The 24,046-nt window shown below is 67.6% G+C and carries 19 protein-coding genes; 10 read left to right on the top strand and 9 right to left on the bottom strand.

Translation table 11 applies throughout. The features are described from left to right. Positions 1–8 precede the first annotated feature (8 nt). The 7 genes from HA052_RS10225 to HA052_RS10195 are packed head-to-tail and all read left to right on the top strand — an operon-like array spanning position 9 to position 15,211. On the top strand, positions 9–4,676 hold the full coding sequence (locus HA052_RS10225) for a non-ribosomal peptide synthetase (RefSeq protein ID WP_166451857.1): 4,668 nt from the start codon (positions 9–11) through the stop codon (positions 4,674–4,676). Next, on the top strand, positions 4,673–10,393 hold the full coding sequence (locus tag HA052_RS10220; protein WP_206118857.1) for a non-ribosomal peptide synthetase: 5,721 nt from the start codon (positions 4,673–4,675) through the stop codon (positions 10,391–10,393). The genes HA052_RS10225 and HA052_RS10220 overlap by 4 nt, the downstream gene beginning before the upstream one ends. Next, entirely contained in the window at positions 10,390–11,562 is a 1,173-nt protein-coding gene (locus HA052_RS10215; protein ID WP_166451856.1) for an acyl-CoA dehydrogenase family protein, read from the top strand. The genes HA052_RS10220 and HA052_RS10215 overlap by 4 nt, the downstream gene beginning before the upstream one ends. Beyond that, the gene (locus HA052_RS10210) at positions 11,559–12,524 is read left to right on the top strand and encodes a phosphotransferase family protein (RefSeq protein WP_166451855.1); all 966 of its coding nucleotides are present in this window, start codon (positions 11,559–11,561) and stop codon (positions 12,522–12,524) included. Before HA052_RS10215 ends, HA052_RS10210 begins: the two co-directional genes overlap by 4 nt. Before the next feature lie 50 nt (positions 12,525–12,574). Beyond that, complete coding sequence (locus tag HA052_RS10205; RefSeq protein WP_166451854.1) at positions 12,575–13,480, top strand: NAD(P)/FAD-dependent oxidoreductase; 906 nt, start codon at positions 12,575–12,577, stop codon at positions 13,478–13,480. A 55-nt stretch (positions 13,481–13,535) separates the two neighbouring features. Beyond that, complete coding sequence (locus HA052_RS10200; protein WP_166451853.1) at positions 13,536–14,450, top strand: alpha/beta hydrolase; 915 nt, start codon at positions 13,536–13,538, stop codon at positions 14,448–14,450. Further along, positions 14,447–15,211 (top strand): thioesterase II family protein, encoded by a 765-nt coding sequence (locus tag HA052_RS10195; RefSeq protein ID WP_166451852.1) that lies wholly within the window; start codon positions 14,447–14,449, stop codon positions 15,209–15,211. Before HA052_RS10200 ends, HA052_RS10195 begins: the two co-directional genes overlap by 4 nt. A 19-nt stretch (positions 15,212–15,230) precedes the next feature. Here HA052_RS10195 and HA052_RS10190 read toward each other — a convergent pair whose 3' ends face one another. From HA052_RS10190 to minC, 5 genes are all read right to left on the bottom strand, one after another. Then, positions 15,231–15,596: a VOC family protein gene (locus tag HA052_RS10190; protein WP_166451851.1), complete on the bottom strand. Its 366-nt coding sequence runs from the start codon at positions 15,594–15,596 to the stop codon at positions 15,231–15,233. A gap of 86 nt (positions 15,597–15,682) precedes the next feature. Further along, positions 15,683–16,621 carry a LysR substrate-binding domain-containing protein gene (locus tag HA052_RS10185; protein ID WP_166451850.1) on the bottom strand — a complete coding sequence of 313 codons (939 nt, stop codon included), beginning with the start codon at positions 16,619–16,621 and terminating at the stop codon, positions 15,683–15,685. A 3-nt stretch (positions 16,622–16,624) separates the two neighbouring features. Continuing rightward, positions 16,625–16,882 carry a cell division topological specificity factor MinE gene (minE, locus tag HA052_RS10180; protein WP_019104116.1) on the bottom strand — a complete coding sequence of 86 codons (258 nt, stop codon included), beginning with the start codon at positions 16,880–16,882 and terminating at the stop codon, positions 16,625–16,627. 3 nt (positions 16,883–16,885) lie between these two features. Continuing rightward, complete coding sequence (minD, locus tag HA052_RS10175; protein ID WP_019104115.1) at positions 16,886–17,698, bottom strand: septum site-determining protein MinD; 813 nt, start codon at positions 17,696–17,698, stop codon at positions 16,886–16,888. Between the two features lie 26 nt (positions 17,699–17,724). Further along, positions 17,725–18,468: a septum site-determining protein MinC gene (gene minC / locus HA052_RS10170; protein WP_240937330.1), complete on the bottom strand. Its 744-nt coding sequence runs from the start codon at positions 18,466–18,468 to the stop codon at positions 17,725–17,727. Between the two features lie 17 nt (positions 18,469–18,485). Between minC and HA052_RS10165 the strand changes: the two genes are divergently transcribed. Next, positions 18,486–18,827, top strand: coding sequence for a hypothetical protein (locus HA052_RS10165; protein ID WP_141111220.1), 342 nt, complete (start codon positions 18,486–18,488; stop codon positions 18,825–18,827). Between the two features lie 8 nt (positions 18,828–18,835). After that, positions 18,836–19,402: a phasin family protein gene (locus tag HA052_RS10160; RefSeq protein ID WP_081547358.1), complete on the top strand. Its 567-nt coding sequence runs from the start codon at positions 18,836–18,838 to the stop codon at positions 19,400–19,402. A 44-nt stretch (positions 19,403–19,446) separates the two neighbouring features. On the opposite strand, the gene HA052_RS10155 is transcribed toward HA052_RS10160, so the two are convergent. Beyond that, the gene (locus HA052_RS10155; protein ID WP_166451849.1) at positions 19,447–20,175 is read right to left on the bottom strand and encodes a hypothetical protein; all 729 of its coding nucleotides are present in this window, start codon (positions 20,173–20,175) and stop codon (positions 19,447–19,449) included. A 340-nt stretch (positions 20,176–20,515) separates the two neighbouring features. Further along, positions 20,516–21,043, bottom strand: coding sequence for an inorganic diphosphatase (gene ppa / locus HA052_RS10150; protein WP_081547362.1), 528 nt, complete (start codon positions 21,041–21,043; stop codon positions 20,516–20,518). A 131-nt stretch (positions 21,044–21,174) separates the two neighbouring features. Between ppa and coq7 the strand changes: the two genes are divergently transcribed. Further along, positions 21,175–21,795, top strand: coding sequence for a 2-polyprenyl-3-methyl-6-methoxy-1,4-benzoquinone monooxygenase (gene coq7 / locus HA052_RS10145; protein WP_166451848.1), 621 nt, complete (start codon positions 21,175–21,177; stop codon positions 21,793–21,795). Between the two features lie 64 nt (positions 21,796–21,859). On the opposite strand, the gene HA052_RS10140 is transcribed toward coq7, so the two are convergent. After that, positions 21,860–22,894 (bottom strand): DUF475 domain-containing protein, encoded by a 1,035-nt coding sequence (locus tag HA052_RS10140; protein WP_081547366.1) that lies wholly within the window; start codon positions 22,892–22,894, stop codon positions 21,860–21,862. A gap of 102 nt (positions 22,895–22,996) precedes the next feature. Then, the coding region (locus HA052_RS10135) for a DUF1615 domain-containing protein (RefSeq protein ID WP_166451847.1) at positions 22,997–24,046 on the bottom strand (1,050 nt) is incomplete at its 5' end.

The raw sequence follows: 24,046 nt of genomic DNA, 5'->3' as shown, positions 1-24,046 counted from the left end.
CACGGCTCATGACTGATCTTGCCGACGCGGGCGTTACGCTGCGCCGTTGCGGCGATCAGCTTCAGATACAAGCGCCGCAGGGCGCGCTAGACGCCGCGCTGGTCGCGCGGCTGCGCGAGGCCAAGGCGGAACTGTTGCGCGTGCTCGACGACGAGGACGCGCGCGCCGCGCCGCTGGCGCCGGCGCAGCCGGGCGAGGCCGGCGACGCGGCGGTCTTGTCGCCGGGACAGGCTAGGCTGGTCGCGGCGACGCGGCTGGGCGATCCGGCGATGTACAACGAACAGGCGGCGATCGAACTCGCGGACGCGGTGGACGCGGAGGCTGTCGCCCGCGCCTTCGCGACGCTTGCACGCCGGCACGACATCCTGCGCACCGTCTTTAGCGACGGCGAGCCGGTGCGACAGACGGTTTTGCCGGAGCCGATCGTCGCGCTGCAAGCGTGGATGGTGGACGGCGACGACGCCTTGCGCGCGCGCGCAGCCGACTTGGCCCGGCTGCCGTTTGCCGCCGGCGCGCCGATGTGGCGCGTCGATTTGTTCTCGACGCCCGAGCGCGCCGCCGTGCTGGTGCTGACCATCCATCACGCCATCTTCGACCGCTGGTCGATGAGCGTGCTGATTCGCGATTTCAGCGCCTATCTCGCGTCGCCGGACGCGGCCGAGGACTCGGCGTCCGGCCTCAGCTATCGAGACTATTCCGCCTGGCAGCGCCGTTGGATGGCGTCGCCGGACTACGCGGCGCAACTGGACGACTGGGTGGACGACTTGGCGGAAGTGGACGAGGTGCCGGCGATACGCGGCGACCGCCCGCGTCCGCCGGCGCTGAGCGGGCGCGGCGGCACCGAGCGCTTCGAGATTCCGGCCGCGTGCATGGACGCGGCGGCCGCGTTTTCCCGCAGCCGCAACACCACACTGTTCACCACTTTGTTTAGCGCCTTCGCGCTGCTTCAACATCGCTATACCGGCGAAGCGCGCGCGTTGACGCTGACGCCGGCGGCCAACCGGCCTTTCCAGGCCGCTGAGGAGATCGCCGGCTACTTTGTCAACCTGGTGGCGCTGGCCACCGAGGTGGGCGAGGGCGACAGCTTCGGCGCGCTGGTGGACCGGGCCCGCGACGCCAGCGCACGGGCTTTCGCCCGCCAGGGCGTGCCGCTGGACGCCATCGTGGAGCGGCTGCGCGCGCGCGGCGGCCCCCGGCACGAACAGTTCGCGCAGACGGTGTTCGCTTTCCAGAACGTCCGCCTGCCGGCGGTGCGCACCGCGAGCGGTGCGGCCATGCCCTTCGATCTGGACAGCCCGTTCGCGCGCTTCGATCTCTATCTGTCGATCGAGGGCGACGAGCGAGGCACTTTCGCGGTGTGGCAGTACAACACCGATCTGTACGAAGCGGCCACCATCCGCCAGTTGGGCGAGCACTACCTGGCGCTGCTGCGCGCGGCGCTCGCTTCGCCCGACGCGGACGCGCGCGGCTTGCCCATATTATCCGCCGAGGAAGAGGCGCGTCTGCGAGGATGGGGGCGGCATGAGCTGCCGTATCGCGCCGATGCCTCGATAGACCGGCTGTTTCGCGAGCGCGCGGCGGACCATCCCGGACGCGTCGCGCTGGAACAGGGCGGCGTGCGTTGGACTTACGCGGAGCTTGATCAGTGGTCGGACCGCGCGGCCGGCGCGCTGCGCGCGGCCGGCGTCGAAGCGGGAGCGGTGGTGGGCGTCGCGGGCGAGCGCTCGCCGCGGCTGCTAGCCGCCTTCCTCGCCGTGCTGAAGGCGGGCGCCGCCTATCTGCCGCTGGACCCGACTTATCCGGCCGCGCGTTTGCGCGCGATGACGGTGGACGCCGCGCCGGCCTTGATGATCGTCGCCGACGGCTTGGACGCCGGATGGCTCGGCGATTATGCCGGGCCGGTGTTGAGCCTGGCCGATTGCGAAGCCGGCGCCGCGCGGCCGCTCCTGTCCGAAGCGCGGCGCGCGGAGGCGGAGGGCCTGGCCTATGTGATGTACACCTCGGGGTCCACCGGTCAGCCCAAGGGCGTGGCGGTGCCGCACCGCGCGGTGGTGAGGCTAGCGACCGGCGGCGGTTATGCGCGGCTGGACGCGTCTACGGTGATGTTGCAGCAGTCGCCGCTGGGCTTCGACGCCTCGACTTTCGAAATATGGGGATGCTGGCTGAACGGCGGGCGGCTGGTGCTGGCCGAGCCCGGCATGCCCTTCCTGGATGCGGCGTCGCGCGACGGCGTCACCACGATGTGGTTGACCGCCGACCTGTTCCGCATGGCGGTGGAAGAGGAGCCGGCCGCGTTGGGCGGCCTGCGCGAACTGCTGACCGGCGGCGACGCGCTGCCGGTGGCGAGCTGCCGGGCTTTCCTCGAGGCCTGCCCCGGTGTTGCGCTGATCAACGGCTACGGCCCGACGGAAAACACCACCTTTACTTGCAGCCATCGGGTGACGGCCGGCGACGTGAAACGCGGTTCGATTCCGATTGGGCGGCCTATCGGCAACACCGAGGTGCGCGTGGTCGACGCCGGCGGCCGGTTGGTGCCTGTCGGCGTGCCCGGCGAATTGTGGGCGGGCGGCGACGGGCTCGCGCTAGGTTATCTGGGGCGCCCCGACTTGACGGTGGAGCGTTTCGTCGCCGCTCCGCCGCCGGACGGCGGACGCTGGTATCGCACCGGAGACCGCGTGCGCTGGCGGCGCGACGGGGTGTTGGAGTTCCTGGGCCGGATCGACGAGCAAATCAAGCTGCGCGGTTATCGGATAGAACTGGGCGAGATCGAGGCGACGCTGGGCCACCACCCTGGGCTGAGCGGCTGCGCCGTCGCGCTGCGGCGCAGCGCCGCGGATGAGAAGCAATTGGTCGGCTATCTGGTGGCGCGGCCGGATTCGGGCGAGGCCGCGGATGCGGCCGCGGTGCAGGCGTGGCTGGAGGCGCGCCTGCCGGCTTATATGGTGCCGCGCGCCTGGGTGTGGCTGGACGCCTTGCCGCAGTCCGCCAACGGCAAGGTGGACCGCAAGCGTCTGCCGGAGCCGGTGGTCGAGACGGGAACGGCGGCGGCGGAGACCGAGGCCGAGGCGGCGCTGGTGGATATCTGGCAAGGCTTGCTGGGGCTGGAGCGCGTGGGGGTGAGGGACAACTTCTTCGCGCTGGGCGGCGACTCCATCCTGAGCATACAGATGGCGTCGCGGGCGGCGGAACGGGGCTTGCGCCTCAGCCCGCAGCAAGTGTTCCGCTATCCGACGATTGCGGAACTGGCGGCGGAAGGCTGCGCGGCGGAAGACGCCGGCGCGCAGGCGGAGCAGGGCGAGGTGATCGGCGAAGTGAGGCCCGGTCCTATTCAGGCCTGGTATCTGGACTGGCCGGGCACGGACTGGGAACAGTTCAACCAGGGGGCCTATCTGGGCCTGGGCGGGTCCGTCGACGCGGAGGCGCTGATCGGCGCGCTGCAGGCGGTGGCGCAGCGGCACGACGCGCTGCGGATAGGCTGGCGGCGGGACGGCGAGCGCTGGATTCAGGACAGCGGCGCGGGCGAACCGGTGGAAGTGAAGGCCGTGGACTTGCGCGGCCTGGCCGATGCGGAGGCCGCGCTGGAGCGGGACGCCGCCGCGTTGCAAGCCAGCCTGCGTCTGGGCGGCGCGAGCCTGTGGGCGGCGCGGCTGTACCGGCTGGAGGAGGGCTGGCGCTTGCTGTGGCTGGGGCATCACGCCTCGGTGGACGGGGTGTCGTGGCGGATTCTGCTGGAAGACCTATGGCGGGCCTACGCGGCGCTGAGCCGGGGCGAGGCGGCGACATGGCCGGCCAAGACGGTGTCGTACCAGGCATGGTCGCAGCGGCTGTGGGAATGGGCGGAAGCCTTGCCGGACTCAACGCTGAGTTACTGGCGGGAGATGGACGCGCCGGGCATGTCGCTGCCGGGTTTCAGCGCGGCCGAGGATACGGTGGCGGCCGAGTCGCGGGTGTCGCTGCAGTGGGACGCGGAGACGACGGAACGCTGGCTGCGGCAAGCGGGCGAGGCTTACCGGATGCGTCCGGAAGAATTGCTGGTGACCGCGCTGGCGCGCGCCTTGCGCCAATGGACGGGTGCGGAGGAATGCGTGCTGGACCTGGAAGGGCACGGCCGGGACGGGCTGGCGGGCGTGGACGTGTCGCGCACCGTGGGCTGGTTCACCAGCCTGTATCCGCTGCGGCTGCCGCTGAGCGGGGAGCTGTCAGGGGATCTGAAACGGGTGAAGGAGCGGATGCGGAGCGTGCCGGACGGCGGCCTGGCTTACCACGCGCTGCGTTACGGCGGCCGCGGGTTGGAGCTGGGCGGCCACGCGCGCACGGTGTGTTTCAACTACCTGGGCCAATGGCGGCTGGAGGAGGGCGGCGAGCCGCGCTCCACGTGGTTGGGCGAGCCGCCGGGCGGGACGCGCGGGGCGGGGATGAGGCGGCGCTACGGGCTGGACGTGGTGGCGCAGGTGCACGAAGGGCGCTTGCGGGTGGACTGGCTGTATAGCGCGGCGCGACAGCGGGAAGGGGCGATCACGGCGCTGGCCGAGGGCTTCCGAGCCGAGTTGGACGCGGTGCTGGCGCATTGCCAGTCGCCGGAGTCCGGGGGCCTGACGCCATCGGACCTGCCGCTCGCTCATCTGGACCAGAACGATATCGACGAAGTGTTACAGCTACTGAACGAACAGTTATGAACCAAACATTATCGAATACCGCACAGCAAGCCCGCTCGAAAGTCGAGACCATGCTGCCGTTGACGCCGACGCAACAGGGCCTGCTGTTTCATACGCTGAAGGCGCCGGAGTCCGGCGTCTATTACGAGCAGGTGGCTTGCTCCTTCCACGCCGCGCTCAACGCCGCCGATTACCGGCGCGCGCTGGAAGCGGTGGTCGCGCGGCACGGCGTGCTGCGCACCGGCTTTCTGTGGGACGGCCCGTCCAAGCCGGTGCAGGTGGTCTTCCGCGACGTCGAACTGCCGTGGGTGGAGGAGGACTGGCGAGCGTTTGACCAAGAGGAACAGCAGCGCCGTCTCGCCGCCTATCGGGACGCGGACCGGCGTCCCGGTTTTCACCTGAGCCGCGCGCCGCTGATGCGCTGCGCCTTGTTCCGCACCGGAGAGGAGCGCTACGAGTTCGTGTGGAGCTATCACCATCTGCTGCTGGATGGTTGGTCGGTGCAGATCGTACTGGGCGAGGCCCTCGCCTGCTACGACGCCTACCGGCGCGGCTCCGTTCCGGCTCTGCCGCCGTCCCAGCCGTACAGCGCCTTCCTGCGCTGGTTGGACGAACAGGACGGCGCCGCGGCCGAAGCCTTCTGGCGCGCGCGGCTGGGCGATGTGCGCTCGGCCACGCCCCTGCCGTTCGCCGACGACGCGCGCCCGGACCGCGCGCCCGGCCACGGTTTGATAGAACGCGAGCTCGACGCGCGAGCGAGCGAGGGATTGCAGCGTTTGGCGCGAGAGTGCGAGCTTACACAGAGCACGGTGATCCAGGCCGCCTGGGCCTTGTTGTTGGCGCGCGCGAGCGGCCGCGACGACGTGGTGTTCGGCACCACCGTGTCCGGCCGGCCGGCGGAGCTGCGCGGTGTCGAGCAGATGGTGGGGCTCTTCGTCAACGCGCTGCCGACGCGGGCGTCCGTCGATCTTGAACTGACGCTGGGCGACTGGCTGCGGCGGCTGCATCGCCAGCACGTCGACGCCGAAGCCTATGCGTACACGCCGCTGCACGCGATTCCGGGCTGGAGCGGAGTCGCTCCCGGCGCGCCCCTGTTCGAGAGCCTGGTGGTGTTTGAGAACTACCCGGCGCGGGCGGATGCGAAACGCTATCGAGAGCAACTGGGCGTGAGCGATGTCGAGGTGGTGGAACAAACCAATTACCCGCTGACCGTGGTGGCGATTCCCGGCGAGCGCTTGCGCCTGCGTCTGCATTTCGACCGCCAGCGGATCTCGGCGGCGTCGGCGGAGCGAGTCGTCGAGATGCTGGCGGAGGTGCTGGGCCAGTTCGAACGCGGCGGCCCGGCGCTGAGCGTCGCGCGGGTGTCGCTGTTGGGCGACGAAGCAGGCGGCGCGCTGGCCGCGCGCTGGAACGCGGCGGCCCGTCGCGCGGACGATGCGGAGCGCCAGTGCCTGCATCGCCGTTTTGAGGCGCAAGCGCGCTCGCGGCCGGACGCCGTCGCGCTGAAGTGCGACGGGGAGACGCTGACTTACGCGGAACTGGATCGTCGCGCCAACCGGCTGGCGTGGCGGCTGGACGCGGCCGAGGTGCGCGGCAACGCGCCTGTCGCGCTGGCGTTTGGCCGCGGCATGGACAGCGTCGTCGCGATTCTGGCCGTGCTGAAGGCGGGCGCCTTTTACGTGCCGCTGGATCTCGACCATCCGTCGGAACGCCTCGCGTGGATGCTGGACGATATCGGCGCCGGCGCGCTGATCTGCGGCGAAGAAGCGCGAGATCGCTTCGGGGACTTCGGCGGGGTTCTGATCGGGATGGGAGAAGCGGCGGCGTCCGGCGAGCGCGAAGACGCGCCGCCGCCGCGCGACACTTCGCCCGCGGACCTTTGCTACGTAATCTACACCTCGGGTTCGACCGGGCAGCCTAAAGGCGTGTGCGTGGAGCACCGCAACGCGGACCATTTGTTCGCGGCCACGCGCCGGAGCTACGGCATCGGACCGTCGGACGTATGGACCTTGTTCCATTCCTATGCCTTCGACTTCTCGGTATGGGAAATCTGGGGCGCCTTGCTGCATGGCGGACGGCTGGAAATCGTGCCTTACCGCTGCTCGCGCACGCCGGATGAATTTCTCGCGCTGCTGGAACGCGAGGGCGTCACGATGCTGAGCCAGACCCCCAGCGCCTTCAAGCAGCTGCTGCGCGCGCTGGACGACGCGCGGCGGCCTTTGCCGGCCGGCTTGCGTTATGTGTTCTTTGGCGGCGAGGCGACGATTCCCAGCCAGTTCGCCGCCTGCCTGAACGATGCGGGCGGCGTTGCGCTGGTCAATCTCTACGGCATCACCGAGACCACGGTGCATGTCACCGAGCGCGTATTGGGCCCGGGCGACGCGCAGTCGTCGCGCAGCCCTGTGGGTAGGCCCTTGCCGGGTTACCGCGTCTACCTGCTCGACGCCGCCGGGCATCCGGCGCCGCCGGGCGTGCCGGGCGAAATTCACGTGGGCGGGGAGGGCGTGGCGCGCGGTTACCACAATCGTCCCGAGCTCAACCGCGAACGTTTCATCGCGGACCCCTTCCTGCCCGGCGAGCGGCTTTATCGCAGCGGAGACCTAGGGCGCTTCGACGCGCGCGGCGAGCTGGACTATCTGGGCCGCATCGACGACCAGGTCAAGATCCGTGGTTTCCGCATCGAGCTGGGCGAAGTCGAGGCGACGCTGGCCCGGCATCCGGACGTCGCGGCCGCGGCGGTCATGGTCGACGACGCGACCATAGACGGCCACGCCCAGTTGGCGGGTTTTGTGGTGGCGCGCGGTTCGGCGCGCGTGTCCGGCTCCGCGCTGCGGGACTGGCTTGCCCTGCGCCTGCCGCCGCATGCGGTGCCGGCGCGTCTGGTCGAGGTGGGCGCGATTCCGTTGACGAGCAACGGCAAGCTGGATCGCCGCAGGCTGGCCGGCGCGCTGGCGGCGGACGCCGACGCGGCGCGTCCGCGCGTAGCGCCACGCAACGCGGTGGAGCAGGCGCTGGTCGGCGTGTTCGAGTCCGTGCTCAAACGCTCGCCTATCGGCGTTAGCGATAACTTCTTCGAGCTGGGCGGTGACTCCATCCTGAGCATTCAGATCCTGTCCGCCGCGCACAAGGTCAACATCGATTTTTCGCTGGACGACTTGATGCGCTCCCTGACCATAGAGCGGCTCGCGCCGCGCGTCCGGCAGGCGGATTCGGCGCCGCCGGCCGCGAGCGCGCCGCCGTCACCGCTGCTGGATGCCGCCCACGAGGACGCCTATCCGCTCAGCGCGATGCAGATGGCGATGCTCGCCAATGAAATGCGGCACGGCCAGGATTCGGCTTACCACAACGTCAACGGCCAGCGTCTGGCTCTACCATTCGACGCTGCCGCGCTAGAGGCGGCGCTGCGCGGCGCCTTCGAGCGCCATCCGGCGCTGCGCACCGCCTTCGACCTCGCGGCCGACGAGGAGCCGCTGCAGTTCGTGCATCGTCAGGTGCCTTTGCCGCTGACGGTCAGCGATTGGCGAGGCCTAGACCCGGAGCGGCAGGACGCGCGGATTCGAGATTGGCGCGAAGCCGAGCAGCGCCGGCGCTTCGACGTCGAGCGTCCGCCGCTGATCCGCTTCGCCGTGCATCGCTTGAGCGAAGAGGCGATGCATATCGGCGTGACCAAGCACCACGCGATTCTGGACGGCTGGAGTTTCAATCTGCTGCTCTCCGAGCTGATCTCCGACTATTCGGCGCGGCTGGCCGGCCGGCCGCTGACGCTGGCTGTGCCCACGAGCCGGTTCCGTGATTTCGTCGAGGGGGAGCGCGAGGCGGCGCGTTCGGACGCGCTGAGCGATTGGTGGCGCGCGCGGCTGCAATCCTTGCCGGCCACGCGGCTGGCGCGGGAGCCGGACGGCGACGCGGCGCCGGCGGAGGTGCCGATTTCGGCCGCTGAGTCCGCCGGCCTGGAAGTGCTCGCCGCGCGCGCGGGCGCCTCGGTGAAGAGCGTGCTGCTGACGGCGCATCTGCTCGCCTTGTCGCGCATCTGCGGCAGGCCGGCGGTGACGAGCGGCGTGGTGTTCAACGGCCGCAGCGAGGGCGCGGACGGCGACCGGGCGCTGGGCCTGTTCCTGAACAGCCTGCCGCTCGGCTTCGATTTCCCGGCCGGCGTCTTCGACGCGGTCGCGCTGGTGCGCGCGGTGCAGGCGGCCGAGCTGGAGGTGTTCAGCCGCCGGCGCTATCCGCTGATCGAACTGCATCGGCAGGTGGGCACGGTGTTCGACGCGCTGTTCAACTTCACGCACTTCCGCGCGCTGGAGGACGCGGTGCGCGACATCGAGGTGTCCGACGGCTATGCGAGCGACACGACCAATGTGCCGCTGGTGGTGCAAAGCAGCTTCGACGGCCGGCAAGGCGTATTGCGGATCACCCTGGTGCCGTCGCGCGGGCATTTCTCGACGGAGACCGTGGTCCGCTTCGTCGCGGAGTACGCGGCGGCCTTGCGCGCGTTGCTCGGGGAAACCACGGCGGGGGACGCGGCCGCCGGCGGCGCGAGCAGGGCGGACGGCGGCGAGCGCCGGAGCCTGGCCTCGGCGGCCGCCACGCCGGCGGCGGCCAAGGCGCCCGCCGCCGCGCGGCCCAGCGGCGCGGCTCTGCGACGCGAGCTGAGCGCCTTGTGGACGGCCGTGCTCAAGCGCGAACCGCCGTCGGAGGACAGCGATTTCAGCGCGCTGGGCGGAGATTCTTTGCTGATGCTGCGGATCTGCTCCCGCGCCGGCCGGGCCTTTGGCCTGGACGCGGCGGTGGTGGCCCGTCTGTTGACGGCGCAGACCGTGGCCGAGCAGGCCCGGATCATCGAGACCGAGGGCGCGGGCGCGGACGGCGTCCGGGTCGGCGCGCTCGTCGCGCTGTCCGCGCCGGGCGACGCGCCGCCGCTGTTCTTCGCGCCGGGCGCGGGCGGGCATGTGCCGTATCTGCGCGCGCTCGCGGCCGAGCTGTCCAAGGACTTCTCGGTATGGGGCATGGAGCTGCCCGGGTCCGGCGAGGCCGACGCGGCCGGCGTCGAAGCCATCGCGACGGCGCTGATCGCCGACATCCGGCGGGTGCGGCCTTACGGGCCTTATCGCCTGGGCGGCCATTCTTTCGGCGGCTGGGTCGCGCTTGAGATTGCGCGGCAACTGGCCGGCCAGGGCGAGGCGGTGGCTTGGGTTTCCATCGTGGACAGCCTGCCGCCGGGGTCGGCGGCGCGGCCGCACAAGCGGGACTGGCGGGACAGCCGCTGGATGGCGGAGATCGGCAACAGCTTCGCGCGTCTGGCCGACGCCAAGCGGCTATTCGACGCCGATGAATTCGACGCGCTGGACGATGCGCGGAGAGTGGGGCGTTTGCGCGAGCGGCTGATAGCGGCGGGCGTGCTGCCGGAGGAGCTTGGCCTGCCCGAATTCGCGGCGCGCGTGCGCGCCTTCATCGCGCATTCGCTGACGGATTACGCGCCGGCGACGCCTTATGCCGGGGCGCTGCATTTGATTGTGGCCGCGGACAGGGACGGCGAGGCGGACGCGCCCGACGACGCCGCGCTCATCGACGGCTGGCGCGCGGCGGCGCCGGCCGCGGCGACGCCGCTGCGCCTGCCCGGCGATCACGTCGGCATCATGCGCCCCCCCTTCGTCAGCGGGCTGGCCGGCGCCTTGCGCGCCGTGGAGGCCGCCGCGCGGCGGGCCGTTTCAGACATGGAAACCGAGGAAGAACAATGAACACCAGAGTCAAGGCATTCGCCGCCGTCGAGGCGGCGCTGGCGGAACCGGAGGCGGCGCTCGCCAACGGCGATTTCGAAACCGTGGAACAGTTGATGAGCGGCATCCGCGCGGCCAACCGGGCGCACGGCCTGTGGCTGCCGCAGGTGCCGCGAGCCGACGGCGGCCTGGGCCTGAACCTGCTTGAGCTGGTGGAGGTGGGCGAGCTGCTGGGCACCTCGCCGCTGGGCCATTACGCGGTCAACTACCAGGCGCCCGACGCCGGCAATATCGACGTGCTGCTGGAGTACGCGACTCCCGCGCAGCGCCGGCGCTGGCTGGAGCCGCTATTGCGCGGCGAACTGCGCAGCTGCTTCGCGGCGACGGAGCCGGAGTCCGCCGGATCCAACCCCTCCTCGCTGAAAACGACGGCGGTGTACAGGGACGGCGCCTGGCATCTGAACGGCCGCAAATGGTTCGCGTCCGGCGCCGACGGCGCGGGCTTCGCCATCGTGCTGGCCGTCACCGACGAGGCCGCGCCGCTGCACGCGCGCACCAGCACCTTCATCGTGCCCACCGACGCGCCGGGCTTCCGCCACGTCCGCAATCTGCGGGTGATGGGGGACGAGGGCTGCGGCTGGGCCAGCCACGGCGAACTGGTGCTGGACGATTGCCGGGTGGGCGAGGACGCGATGCTGGGCAAGCCCGGCGAGGGCTTCGTCGTGCTGCAGGCCAGGCTCGCCACCGGACGGCTGCACCATTGTGCGCGCTGGATAGGCGTGTGCGAGCGCGCCTTCGCCATCATGTGCCGGCGCGCCTGCCGCCGGGAACTGGCGGCGGGCGAGCTGCTGTCCTCGCGCCAGACGGTGCAGAACTGGATCGCCGAGAGCCGCGCGTCGATAGACGCCGCGCGCCTGCTGGTGACCCAGGCGGCCACGCGGCTGCAAAACCGCCACGAGCGCGCGCAGATCGACATCTCGATCGCGAAGTTCTTCGTGGCCGGCGTGACGCAGACCGTGCTCGATCACGCGTTGCAGGTGCAGGGCGCGCTGGGCGTCAGCGGCGACACGATTCTCAATGTGCTGTGGCGGCACGAACGCGCGGGGCGGATTTACGACGGCCCGGACGAGGTGCACAAGAGCCTGGTGGCGCGCCATGCGCTGGCCGGCTTCCGGCGGGAGCTGGCATGAGCGCGCGGATCGCGGAGCGCGCGATGGCGGCGCTGGGCCGCTCCGGCGTGGGCGCGCGCGCGACGCGGGTGGGCGGCGGCCGGGCCAGCGAGGTGTTCCTGGTGCAGGGCGGCGACAGCGAACTCATCGCCTACTGGCTGCCGGAGGGCGGCGCGCGGGAAGCGCGGCGTCGCTTTGCGCTCCTTGAGCGGATGGCTGGCCAGTTCCGGCTCGCGCCCAAGCCGCTGGCGGTGGACGAGGACGGCGACGCCGCGCTGCTGCTGGTTGAAAAGCTGGACGGCGTTGCGCCGGCCGCCTGCGGAGCGCTCGGCCCCGACACCGTGCGCCGGCTCGCGGAAAACTTCATCGAGACGCTGGCGAGCCTGCATGCGCTGGAGGTCGCGCCGGCCGACCGGCCCCCCGACTATCTGCGCCGCATCCTGAGCGAATGGCGGCGGCGCTGGAACGCGGAGGAGGCGGGCGCGGCGGCCGACGCCGACTTCCGGGCGGTGGCCGACTGGCTGAGCGAGCGGATGCCGCAGACCGCGCCCTCCGCCTGGCTGCACAACGACTACAAGCTGGACAACATCCTCGTCGACCCGGGCGATCCGGCGCGGCTGGTGGGCGTCGTCGATTGGGAGCTGGCCGCGGTCGGTCATCCGCTGGCCGACCTTGGCGCCGCGCTCGCTTACTGGATAGAGAGCCGGGACTCGTCGCTGCTGCGGCTGGACGCGCCCGGGCCGAGTTGCGCGCCGGGCGCGCCGACGCGCGAGGCGCTGGTCGATTTGTACGCGGCGGCCGCCGGACGCGAGGTGACGGAACCCGCCTACTGGTATGCCTACGGCCTGCTGCGTTTGGCGGTGATCACGCAGCAACTGGCGCTGCGGCGGCGGGACGAAGGGCAGCGCGTGCCGCGCGCCAAGCTGATCGTGCGCTGGCTGCTGGACCGCGCAGCGGAAGCTTGCGGCGGCGGCCGCCTATGAAGGCCGCCCGCGCGCCATCCCATTCATTTCCAATCAAGGACACTCGACCCATGAATTCAGAAACCTCCTCAATGTTGTTCGACGTCGTCGTGATAGGCGGCAGTCACGCCGGACAATCCGCCGCGCTGCAGATCGCGCGCGCGCGCCGCCGCGTGCTGGTAATCGATGCCGGCGCGCGTCGCAACCGCTTCGCCGCCCAATCTCACGGCGTGATCGGCCTGGATGGCCGTTCGCCGGACGCGATCGCCGCGGACGGCAAGGCGCAACTGCTCGCTTACCCTAACGCGCAATGGCGGGTGGACAGCGTGGTCCGGGCAGAGCGGAACGACGCCGGCTATACGCTCCGCTGCTCATCCGGGCAAGACTACCGAGCGCGCCAGCTGGTGCTGGCCTTCGGCGTGGTGGACGAGCTGCCGGAGCTGGAGGGTCTGGAGGAACGCTGGGGGGAAAGCGTGTTCCACTGCCCTTACTGCCACGGCTACGAATTGGATCGGGGCCGCATCGGCGTGCTCGGCGGCGGGCCCTTGTCCTATTTGTCGGCGATGTTGATGCCGGAGTGGGGCCAGACTGTCTTCCTGACCGACGGCGGCTTCGAGCCGGACGAGGAGCAGCGCGAGGCGCTGGCGCGGCGGGGCGTTGAGATCGTGCGCGACCGGATCGCGCGCATTGTCGACCGCGCCACCGTCGAACTTGCCGATGGACGCCGGATCGCGTTCGACGGGCTGTTCACGATGAGCCGCTTCCGCTTGTCCAGCCCGGTGGCGGAGCAGCTGGGCTGCGCGATAGAGGAGGGGCCGCTGGGGCCTTATGTGCGGACCGACGACGCGATGGAAACATCGGCGCCGGGCGTGTTCGCTTGCGGCGACATCACGCATCGGGGAGGCACCGTGGCGCTGGCCATCGGCAACGGCGCGCTGGCGGGCATCGCCGCGCATCGCAAACTGGTGTTCGGGTGAGGCGCGCGCGGGGCGTGACGGCGCGTTTCTCTTTCTTGCTACCGGGAATCGATCAATGAGTTGGCAAAACCTATGTTTTTCGTGGCTGTTGCGCAGAACGGCCAAATCTCTGACCCGCAAACCCGGCCTGACCGCTCAGGAAATGCGCAAGCGCAGCGCGAAATGGGCTCGCGGCGAAGCAAAGCCGCCGCGCGGATGGCGGGTGCGCAAGCTGGACGCGCAGGCGCTGCGAGGCGAGTGGATAGAACCGGAGGCCGCCGAACGGCGTGAGGCGACCGGGCGGGTCATTCTGTATCTGCACGGCGGCGGCTATTGCTTCTGCTCCCCGGTCACGCACCGGGGCGTGGCCGCCGCGCTGGCGCGGGAAGCCGACGCGCGGGCGTTTTCGCTGGATTACCGGCTGGCGCCGGAACATCCGTTCCCCGCCGCCGTCGACGACGCGCTGGCGGCGTATCGGGCGCTGCTGGACGAGGGCGTGGCGGCGGACCGGATCGTGATCGCCGGCGATTCGTCGGGGGGCGGGCTGGCGCTCGCCTTGCTGCTGTCGCTGCGCGACGCGGGCGCGCCCTTGCCGGCCGGCGCGGTCTTGTTCTCGCCGTGGACGGATTTGGCGGCGACCGGGGCCTCGCTGGAAGCGAATGATGCGTCCGACGTGATGCTGAGCGCGGTGGCGGTGAGGAATTTCTCGCGCTACTACCTTGGCGACGCCGCCGCCGATCATCCCATCGCCTCGCCGCTCTACGGCGAGTACGCGGGCCTGCCCGATCTGTTCATCCAGGCCAGCGACACCGAAGTGCTGTTGGACGACGCCGCGCGCGTGGCCCGCAAGGCGAGCGCGGCCGGCGTCGCGGTGGAGTTCAAGGTGTGGCGGCGGCTGCCGCACGCATGGGCCACCTTGGCGCCCATGCTGCCGGAGGCGAGGGCGGCGATCAAAGAGGCCGGCGGTTTCGTTCGCAAGGTGGCGCCATGAACCGCGAATGGAAGCCGGCGCCGGGCGGCGCGTGGGTGGACGCCGCGCCGGCGGGCCGGCATGCGGCGCTGCGCCTGTTTTGCTTCCCTTACGCCGGCGGCGGCGCGGCGGTGTTCCGGGGTTGGGAGGAGCGGCTTCCGGCAGAGGTGGATGTCCGGCCCATGCATCCGCCGGGGCGGGGGCGGCGGTTTCACGATGCGCTGCGCTACCGGCTGGATCAACTGGCCGACGAGGCGATGGACGCGATCACGCCGCTATTGGACCGGCCTTACGCCTTGTTCGGGCACAGCATGGGGGCGAGCCTGGCGTTCGAAGTGGCTCAACGGGCGCGGGCGCGCGGCCTGCCGTCGCCGTCATGCCTGATCGTTTCCGGGCGCGCCGCGCCGCACTTTCCCGCGAGGGATCGGCCGATCCACGCTTTGCCGGACGAGCAATTTCTGGACGAGGTGATGAGGATGAACGGCACGCCGGCGGAAGTGCTGGAGCACCCGGAGCTGGTTCAGATCATTCTGCCGGTCCTGCATGCTGATTTCGAGGCGATAGAGACCTACCATCCCGAGCCGCGCCCTCCGCTGAGCTGCCGGATACTTGCTCTTGGCGGCAGCGAAGAGGTCCGGGGCGCGGAGGCGGCGGCTTCATGGCGCGGCTACACCACCGGCGGTTTTCGCAGCGAGATCCTGCCCGGCGATCACTTCTTCCTGAACGGGAGACCGGAAAGCCTGTTCGCGATACTGAAGGAGGAACTTGGCCGCGCTGTGTGAGGGCCCGGCCCGCGGCGGCTTACAGGTTCTGGCCGACGCGCCACAGCACGCCGGAGGGATCGTGCAGGCAGAAGTCGCGCATGCCCCAGGGCTGGTCCACGAGCGGGCCTATCTTGGCCGGATAGCGCTCGGCGACGCCCTGGGCCAGCCATTGGCGGTGCCAGGCGTCGACATCGTCGACCAGTAAGTGCAAGACCAGGTTTTCCGCCAATTGCGGATGATAGAAGTCCTGCAGCAGGAAGCTGCACTGGCCATGGACGAAATAGCTGACGCCGTAGCTGTCCGACTTTTGCTCGAAGCCCAGATCGGCGTAAAAGCGCTGCGACAGCGCGTAGTCGCGGGCGGGCACGAAGGCTTTGATTTCAATGCTGCGCAATTGAGACACGGGGAAACTCCTTGCGGTGGTGGGGCGGAAAAAAACCGCTGCGGCAGGGCGCGCAGCGGTTGTCTCGTTTGGGGGCGGGAGCCGGCTTATTGCGCCGGCGCTTCGCCTTCCAGCATGGAAACGCCTTCCAGCCCGGAGCGGAACACCGCCTGTTGCAGGGTTTCGATCGCCTTTTTGCGGAAGAACTGCTTGCGCGTCACCAACAGCACGCGGCGCTGCGGCGCCGGCGTCTTGAACGGCACCACCGACAGCAGCGACTCATCGGTCGGGCCAATCGAGGTGGACGGCATCACCGTGACGCCCATGCCGCTGGCCACCATGTGACGGATGGTGTTGAGCGAGCTGCCCTGCAGATTGGCAGCCAGCGTGCCGCCATGGCTCTGCCGGCTGGCGAGGTCGCTGCAGGCTTGCAGCACCTGGTCGCGGAAGCAATTGCCCTGGGTCAGCAGCAAGACGCTCTCGTCTGCCAGTTGATTGGCGGCGATGGCGCCCAGCTTTTCCCAGGGATGGCCCTTGGGCGTGGCGACGACGAAGGGTTCGTCGTACAGCGGACTCGCCACGGTGCCGGCTTCATCGAAGGGGTCGGCGACGATGATGGCGTCCACTTCGCCCCGCTTGAGCATTTCCGAGAGCCGGGAGGTGTAGTTCTCCTCCAGGATCAAGGGCATGTCAGGCGCCAGGATGCGCAAGGCCGGAATCAGGCGCGGAAGCAGATAGGGGCTGATGGTGAAAATCACCCCCAGCTTCAGCGGGCCCACCAGCTCGTTTTGATGCTCGCCGGCCAGGCGCTTGACGGTTTCGGCTTCTTCCAGCACGCGCTGCGATTGCTCGATGATGCGCTCGCCGATCTCGGTGACGCTGACTTCCTGGCCGCCGCGCTCAAACAGCGTGACGCCCAGCTCGTCCTCCAGCTTCTTGATGGCGATGGACAGCGTCGGCTGGCTGACAAAGCAGCTTTGCGCGGCGCGGCCGAAGTGGCGCTCCCGCGCCACCGCGACGATATAGCGAAGTTCGGTCAGCGTCATGGCTCAGCGCTGGTGCTCCGGCAGCACGATATTGACTTCCAGCACTTCGAAGTCGTCCTGACGCTCCACTTGCACCTTGATGTCGTCCAGATTGACCGCGACGTATTTGGAGATCACTTCCATCAATTCGCGCTGCAGCGCCGGCAGATAGTCGGGCGCGCTGCGGCCGTTGCGTTCGTGGGCCAAGATGATTTGCAGGCGTTCTCTGGCAATGGCCGCCGTTTTCTGGCGCTTGCCAAAGATCATTTCGATCAGGGACATGACTTAACCTCCAAAGAGGCGTTTCAGAATGCCCACTTTGGGGGCATCGAGGAAACGCATCGGGCGCTCTTCGCCCAGGAAACGCGCCACCACGTCGGAATAGGCATCGGCAACGTCCGAGCCTTTCAGGTGGATGGCCGGGGTGCCGGAGTTGGAGGCTTGCAGAACGGTCTGCGACTCCGGAATCACGCCCAGCAGCGGCACGCGCAGAATCTCCTTCACATCGTCCACCGACAGCATTTCGCCCTTGTCGACGCGGCCGGCGGAGTAGCGGGTGATCAGCAGATGTTCCTTGACCGGCTCGCGGCTTTCTTCCGCGCGCTTGGACTTGGAGGACAGAATGCCCAGGATGCGGTCTGAGTCGCGCACCGAGGAGACTTCCGGATTGGTGACGATCAGCGCTTCGTCGGCGAAGTACAGCGCCATCAGCGCGCCTTTTTCGATGCCGGCCGGAGAGTCGCAGACGATGTATTCGAAGCCGGCTTCGGCCAGGTCCTTCAACACCTTCTCCACGCCGTCCAGCGTCAACGCGTCTTTGTCGCGGGTTTGCGAGGCGGGGATGATGTAGAGGTTGTCGCAGTTCTTGTCCTTGATCAGCGCCTGGTTCAGGCTGGCTTCGCCGTTGACGACATTGATCAGGTCATAGACCACGCGGCGTTCGCAACCCATGATCAGGTCCAGGTTGCGCAGGCCGACGTCGAAGTCGATGACGACGGTTTTGTGACCGCGCAACGCCAGGCCGGAGGAGAAGCTGGCACTGGTAGTGGTTTTACCGACGCCACCCTTGCCGGACGTTACAACGATGATTTTTGCCACAGTCGATCCCTTTGAATAATGGCTTGTTACTCGCCGAGCGCGGTCATGACCAGGCGCTCGTTCTCGAGATAGATTTGAGTTGGCTTGCCCAGAATGCTGTCGGGCAAGGCTTGTTCGATAGTTCGATAGACCCCGGCGATGGACACCAGTTCGGCTTCCATGCTGCGGGCGAAAATGCGGGCGCCGGCGTTGCCGCGCGCGCCGGCGAGAGCGCGGCCGCGCAAGGGCGCGTAGATATGGATGTTGCCGTCGGCGATGACTTCAGCGCCGGCGCTGACCATGGCCAGCACGATCAGGTCGCAACCCTTGGCGTAGATTTGCTGACCGGCGCGCACGGGACGGTCCACGATCATGGCGCCGGTGGCCGGGGCCGGGGCCGGGGCCGGTTCCGGCGCGGCGGGTTTGTCGGCGGGTTCCGGCGTGTTCTGCGCTGAGCGCGGCGGGGTGGCGCTGCTGGTGTAAGCGAGGCCGAACTGGCTGGCGACGCCGGCCAGCGCGGTGCTGGGGTGGCGCAGGGCCACTGCGCGGATGCCGCGTCGGCTGAGCATGGGCAGCAGCCGGCCGTAATCCAGTTCGGCCGGGGCGGGCAAGGCTTCCACGTCGAGGACGAAAGCTTCTACCGGCGCGTCGTGGCCGGTGCCGAAGCGCGCATCCAGCGCCTGGCTCAGTTCATCCAGGTTGTCGGTGCGCAGCAAGAGCGCCAGCAGATCCAGGCTGGCGGATTTTATGTCGAATGCGTTGGCCGCAGGGCTCATTGTACTTGGCTTCATGTAGATAGATTTATTCTATGGGGCGAGTGTACTGGGTTGCTGACGGGCTTTCAATGGCGTTGCTCGGCTTGGGGCCAAAAGGCCGAAATCGGCAGGCGCAAAGGACTTGGGCGCGGGCAAGTGTTGCAATTGCGGGAATCGTTGAGCGAAGAGGAAGGGAAAGGCCTTTTTGTAATGTCTTTGGAATGTTTGTATTGCAAAAATCCATGAAAAATAGTGATTTAGCGACTTGTGCATTGCAACATTTTCTTGACTCGAGAAAGCCGACCAGCCACAATGGCAATTGTTGCGATGCAACATCAAGAGCGCAGGTTAAGTTCGCTGTCGTTGCTGAGCTGTCAATTTTGGATATTTTTTAGGAGTCGTCATGTTTACCACTACTCAAGAATTCTCCGCTCTCGGCCAGTCGCAGTTTGACAAGGCCGTGCGTTTCTCCTCCATCATGCTGGCCGGCGCTGAGCGTCTGGCCGCGCTGCAACTGGATCTGTCGCGCAAGCTGCTGGCCGATAATGCGCAGGCAATCAAGGCGCTGAGCGAAGTCAAGGATCCCAAGGCTTTCGCCGAAGTGCAGAGCAGCCTGGCCCAGCCGTCCATCGACCAGGCTTTCTCCGTGGCGCGCAATGTGTACGACGCCGCGCTGGCCACTCAGAACGAGCTGACCGCTTTTGTCGAAGAGCAGATCGCCGAAGGCAACCAGACCCTGCTGAGCAATCTGGATCGTTTGTCCAAGAACGCGCCGGCGGGCTCTGATGCAGCGGTGTCCGCTCTGAAAAGCTTGGTGAACACCTCCAACGCCGCTTTCGAAAGCGTGTCCAAGACCGCCAAGAAAGTCAGCGCGGAAATCGCCGAAGCCAGCGTGGAAGCCGCCACCAACTCCGCCAAGGCCGCCAGCGCCGCTGTAGCCCGAGGCAAGAAAGCGACCAGCGCCGTCTGATTCCGGTTCTTGTCGTGAAAAAAGCCCGCATTCGTGCGGGCTTTTTAGTTTTTGGGCCCCAGAGGCGACTGGGTTGCAAAATCGCTCCACAGCTGCCCCCAGGCTTGCTGGCAGCCGTTCGCCTGCAGAATCAGCCTGGCAAGGCTGGCGGCGTAGTGGTCTTGCAGCCGGGGAGGCTCGGCGAAGTCCTGACGCGCCGTCGCGCTGTCCGCGGTCAGGTTCCGTTCCGTCAGATAGCGTTGGGACAGCCGCACCAGCTGTTCCCATAGCTGCCATTGCTCGCGCAGCGCGGTTTTCCAGTCAGGCGTGATCTGTGTGGCCGGGCTGGGCGGAGCGTGTCGTCTCAGCATGAACAGCAGGGCCTCCCAGACCTGGCGGGTATAGCGCGCGCTGCCGGCCGGGCCGCAGCGCAGCCAGGCGGCCGGCAGCGGCGCCAGCGCGTCCAGCAAGGCCACGGCGGTGGGAGGCGGCGCGGGTTCGGCGCCCAGCAAAAGCATGAAGCCGAAGTCCGTGCCCAGAGGCTGCCAGGCGCCGTCCAGCTCCAGAAAGGGGATGCCTTGTTCGTGACAGAGCCGCAGCCGGGACGACAAGGAGGCTTGATGCAGGGGATCGATATTGATCCAGCAGCAGGAGGACAGGTAAAACCCTTGCCAGTCGCGAGGCAGCCAAGACGGCAGTCCGCTTGCGCCCGCGGACGCGGACAACCCCCGGCTGGCCAGGCGCTGCTGGAGCCAGTGGAGTTGCGGTGCTGAGCCTTGGGCGATATAGGTCACTATGATTCCGGTTGGGCTGCCCGACGCCATGGCGGCTGCGGGCGGCGGGGCATTTGGCGAGCGAGCGAGGCATCGCCGTCTTGGGCGCGCCCCGACGCTCTTTATTGAACGATACCTGCAATGCGGCGACGGGTGAAAGAATTATTTATGGTATTTAGTAACAATCACTTGCTTTACTAAGCGGATGCGGCGAAGGCGTCCAAGCAAGAGCGATTGTAGCAAATAATGATGGCATATTGCGTTGCAATATCAGCGCTGGCGAATGTGCGCAGACGGGACGGACGGGCATGAAAAAACCGGCGACCCGCGCCGGTTGTCTGTCAGGGCAAGCGCCGTGCGCTTATTTTTCGAAGCGGGCGATGCCGTCAACCAGTTCGGCCTTGGCGTCGTCCAGGGTGCCCCAGCCTTGAATCTTGACCCACTTGCCTTTTTCCAGATCTTTGTAGTGTTCGAAGAAGTGAACCATCTGGCCGCGCAGCAGTTCCGGCAGGTCTTCCAGCTTTTGGATGGACTTGTACATCGGGCACAGTTTTTCCACCGGCACGGCCACCAGCTTGGCGTCAACGCCGGATTCGTCTTCCATCTTGATCAGGCCCAGCGCGCGACAGCGCACCACCACGCCCGGCGGCAGCGGGAACGGCGTCACCACCAGCACGTCAACCGGGTCGCCGTCGCCAGCCAGGGTTTGCGGCACGAAACCGTAGTTGGCCGGATACATCATGGAAGTGCCCATGAAGCGGTCAACCACCAGCGCGTTCCAGTCTTTGTCGAATTCGTACTTGATCGGGGCGGCGTTGGCGGAGATTTCGATGACGACGTTGAAGTCGCCCGGCATGTCTTTGCCCGGGCCGATGCTAGCGAGATCCATCAGGGAATCCTTGTTGAGCGTGTTGAACACAATGTTTCGATAAACCGCGCAATTATAGCAGTAGCTGCCGTGCTGCGTATCGGGCGGGTATAATCGCCGACGATTGTATTAGCGCTAGAAAGAATGGATTGATGCTGGACAAATGGATCGTCGAGTTCGACAAGGGGCTACGCACCCTGTTTGCTTCCGCGCAAAGCCTGAGGCCGCATCCGGATGCTGCGCTGGACGAGGCGGAGCTGGCGGCGGAGGAAAAGAAACACGCGCTGGGGCTGATGAGGGTGAACCACTGCGGCGAGGTGTGCGCCCAGGCTTTGTACCAGGGGCAGGCGCTGACGGCGCGCAAGCCTCAGGCGCGCGAAGCCTTGCGCCAGGCGGCGCAAGAAGAGGTGGAGCATCTGGCCTGGACCGAGAGGCGCATCCGCGAATTGGGCGGCCGGCCCAGCGTGTTCAACCCGCTGTGGTACACCGGCTCGCTGGCGATAGGCGTGGCCGCGGGGGTGTTGGGCGACAAGTGGAATCTGGGCTTTCTGGAGGAAACCGAGCAGCAGGTGGGAGCGCATCTGGACAGCCATCTGAGCCGTTTGCCGGCAGCGGACGTCAAGAGCCGCGCGATTGTCGAGCAGATGCGCGATGACGAGTTGAAGCATGCGGACATGGCCCATGATCTGGGCGCCGCCTCATTGCCGGCCCCGGTGAAGGGGGCGATGAAGTTGTCCGCCAAGTTGATGACGGGCGCCAGCTACCGGTTTTGATTGAGCGGTCTTTACAAAGAACAGGCCTGGATTTCAGGCCTGTTCGCATTGCGGCGCGGGCGTCTCAGTCGCGCCGGCGCTTGCGCCCCGGCAAGCTGGTGACGATGCCCAAGCCGATGATGGCGACGCTGATCAGGCCGGTGAGCACTTCGCCGAGTTCGACGTGGAGCGCGGCGGCGAACATGATGGCCACCAGGGCGGCGATGGCCCAGAAAGCCGACGTTTCCAGGTATTTGAATTGACCGATGATGTTGCGCTCCACCAGCAGGATGGTCATGGAGCGCACGAACATCGCGCCGATGCCGAGCCCGGCGGCGATCAGCCAAAAATTGTTGGTGATGGCGAAGGCGGCGATCACGCCGTCCATGGAGAAACTGGCGTCCAGTGTTTCCAGATAGACGAAACCGATCAGGCCGTTCTTGGCCGCGGCGGTTTGAATGTCCATGCCGCCGAACAGCTGCTTGAACACGTGCAGCGCCATGAACACCACGTATCCCCAGAAGCAACTGCTGAGAAACTCCACCTTTTGACCTGCGGGAATGGCGGCAGCCACTAGAGCGATCAGCAGAATGGCGATCAGCGACTGAGCGTTTTCAACCGAGCCCAGCCGCGCCAGCAGCGGTTCGACGGCCGGCAACCAGTGTTCGTCCTTTTCCTTTTTAACGAAGTATTCCACCACCACCATCAGCAGGAAGGTAGCCCCGAAGCCCATGATCATCAGGTGGGAGTCATGCATGATCTGCTGGTAGCGCAACGGTTCGCGGGTGGCGATAGCGAAAGCCTCGAGCAGGGGCGTGTCGCCGGCGACGGCGACGATGAGCAGCGGGAAGAGAATGCGCATGCCGAACACCGCGACGGCGATGCCCACCGTCATGAAGAGCTTGCGCCACAGCGAGCTCATCGCCTGTAGCACGCTGGCGTTGACGACCGCGTTGTCGAAGGACACGCTGGTTTCCAGAATCGCCAGTACCAGGGCGGTGACCAGAAAGGAGCTGGCCATGGCGGGGCCGCCCAGCTGGAAGCCGTACCAGCCGGTGGCGGCCAGCACGACGACGCTGAACAGCAGCGAGCCGGTGAAGTAGGAGAGCGTGGTGCGCATGAATGAATTTGCCTTGTTGTGCCGGACGAGCCAGATCCGCCCGGCGTCGGGAGCGGCGCCGGCGGGTGATGACGCGAGATGATAATCGCGACGGTTTTTAGATCAACGCGCGCGGGCCAGGCAACTCTGATAGCGGCCGTCGACGCGCTTGGCGAACCATTCGGTGGTTAGCTTGCGGGTGATCTTGGGGCTTTTCAGGTCGATTTGCGGCAGCCGCTCGCGCGCGGCGGGTTTGCCGAAGCGCTGGTCCGCCAACGCGTAAGTTTTGCGGTAGAGCTCGCTTTGGCTGAAGGCCGCGCTTTTCTCCAGTTTCAGGTCACGCAGAATCTCGCCCTGGCCCATGCCCAGTTTGCCGCCCTGGCTGACGACCGCGCTTTGGGTGGTGCTGGCGTAAGCCTTGCCGTCCTTGTAGCTGAGCAGGTCGCCGTCCAGCGTCAGATCCTTGCCGCTGAGTTTTTCCATGACGGCTTGGAAGGCCGCGTTGCGGCTGCTGTAGCGGCCGGCGTTGAAGTCGGCGAAGCGGTACAGCATCTGGCTGTATGGCGCAGGGTATTGCAGAAGGATGGCCGCGCCGAAGTAGACGCCGCCGCGGCGGGTGAACACTTCTTGGCGGATGCTGCCGCTGCGCGGGTAGGGGTAGGGCCAGACTTTGACGTGCCCTTCGGCGAATTCGACGCTGACTTGCATCGGCCCGCCGGTGCGTATCGGGTTCTTCATGCTCATCGGCAGGCCCAGCTTGCTGGCTTCGCGCGCCATGTCTTCGAACAGATCGTTCATTTCCCGTTCGGTGCGCAGGCTATCGATTCGCGCCTTATAGCTTTTTCCGTTGGGAGATGTCTTCATCAATCCGGCTTTGACCACCGGCAGCGGGATCAGGTAGCCGTGAGCTCGCTCGGCGATTTTGTCCCAGACGATGGCGGGCAGATTGGGCACGGTGGGGTCCGCCTGCCAGCTGGATTCTTGTTCGATTACCGCCGCCAGCGCGCAGAAATTCTCCGCGGTATACGGGATCTTCAGATGAGCGAAGGCCGCGAGCATGTCGTTGCTCCAGCCCTGGCGGTCGCGGATCTTGGCCGGCAGCAGGCGATTGAGCAGCAGGCGGCCGGCTTGAGGGTCGTTGTAGGCGGGCCTGAGCGGCGGCGCGGTCACGGG

The organism is Chromobacterium fluminis (genome assembly GCF_011602385.1).
Taxonomy (GTDB): Bacteria; Pseudomonadota; Gammaproteobacteria; order Burkholderiales; family Chromobacteriaceae; genus Chromobacterium; species Chromobacterium fluminis.
The sequence above is the reverse complement of the archived record's forward strand: the minus strand, read 5'-3'. Positions and strand labels throughout refer to the sequence as shown.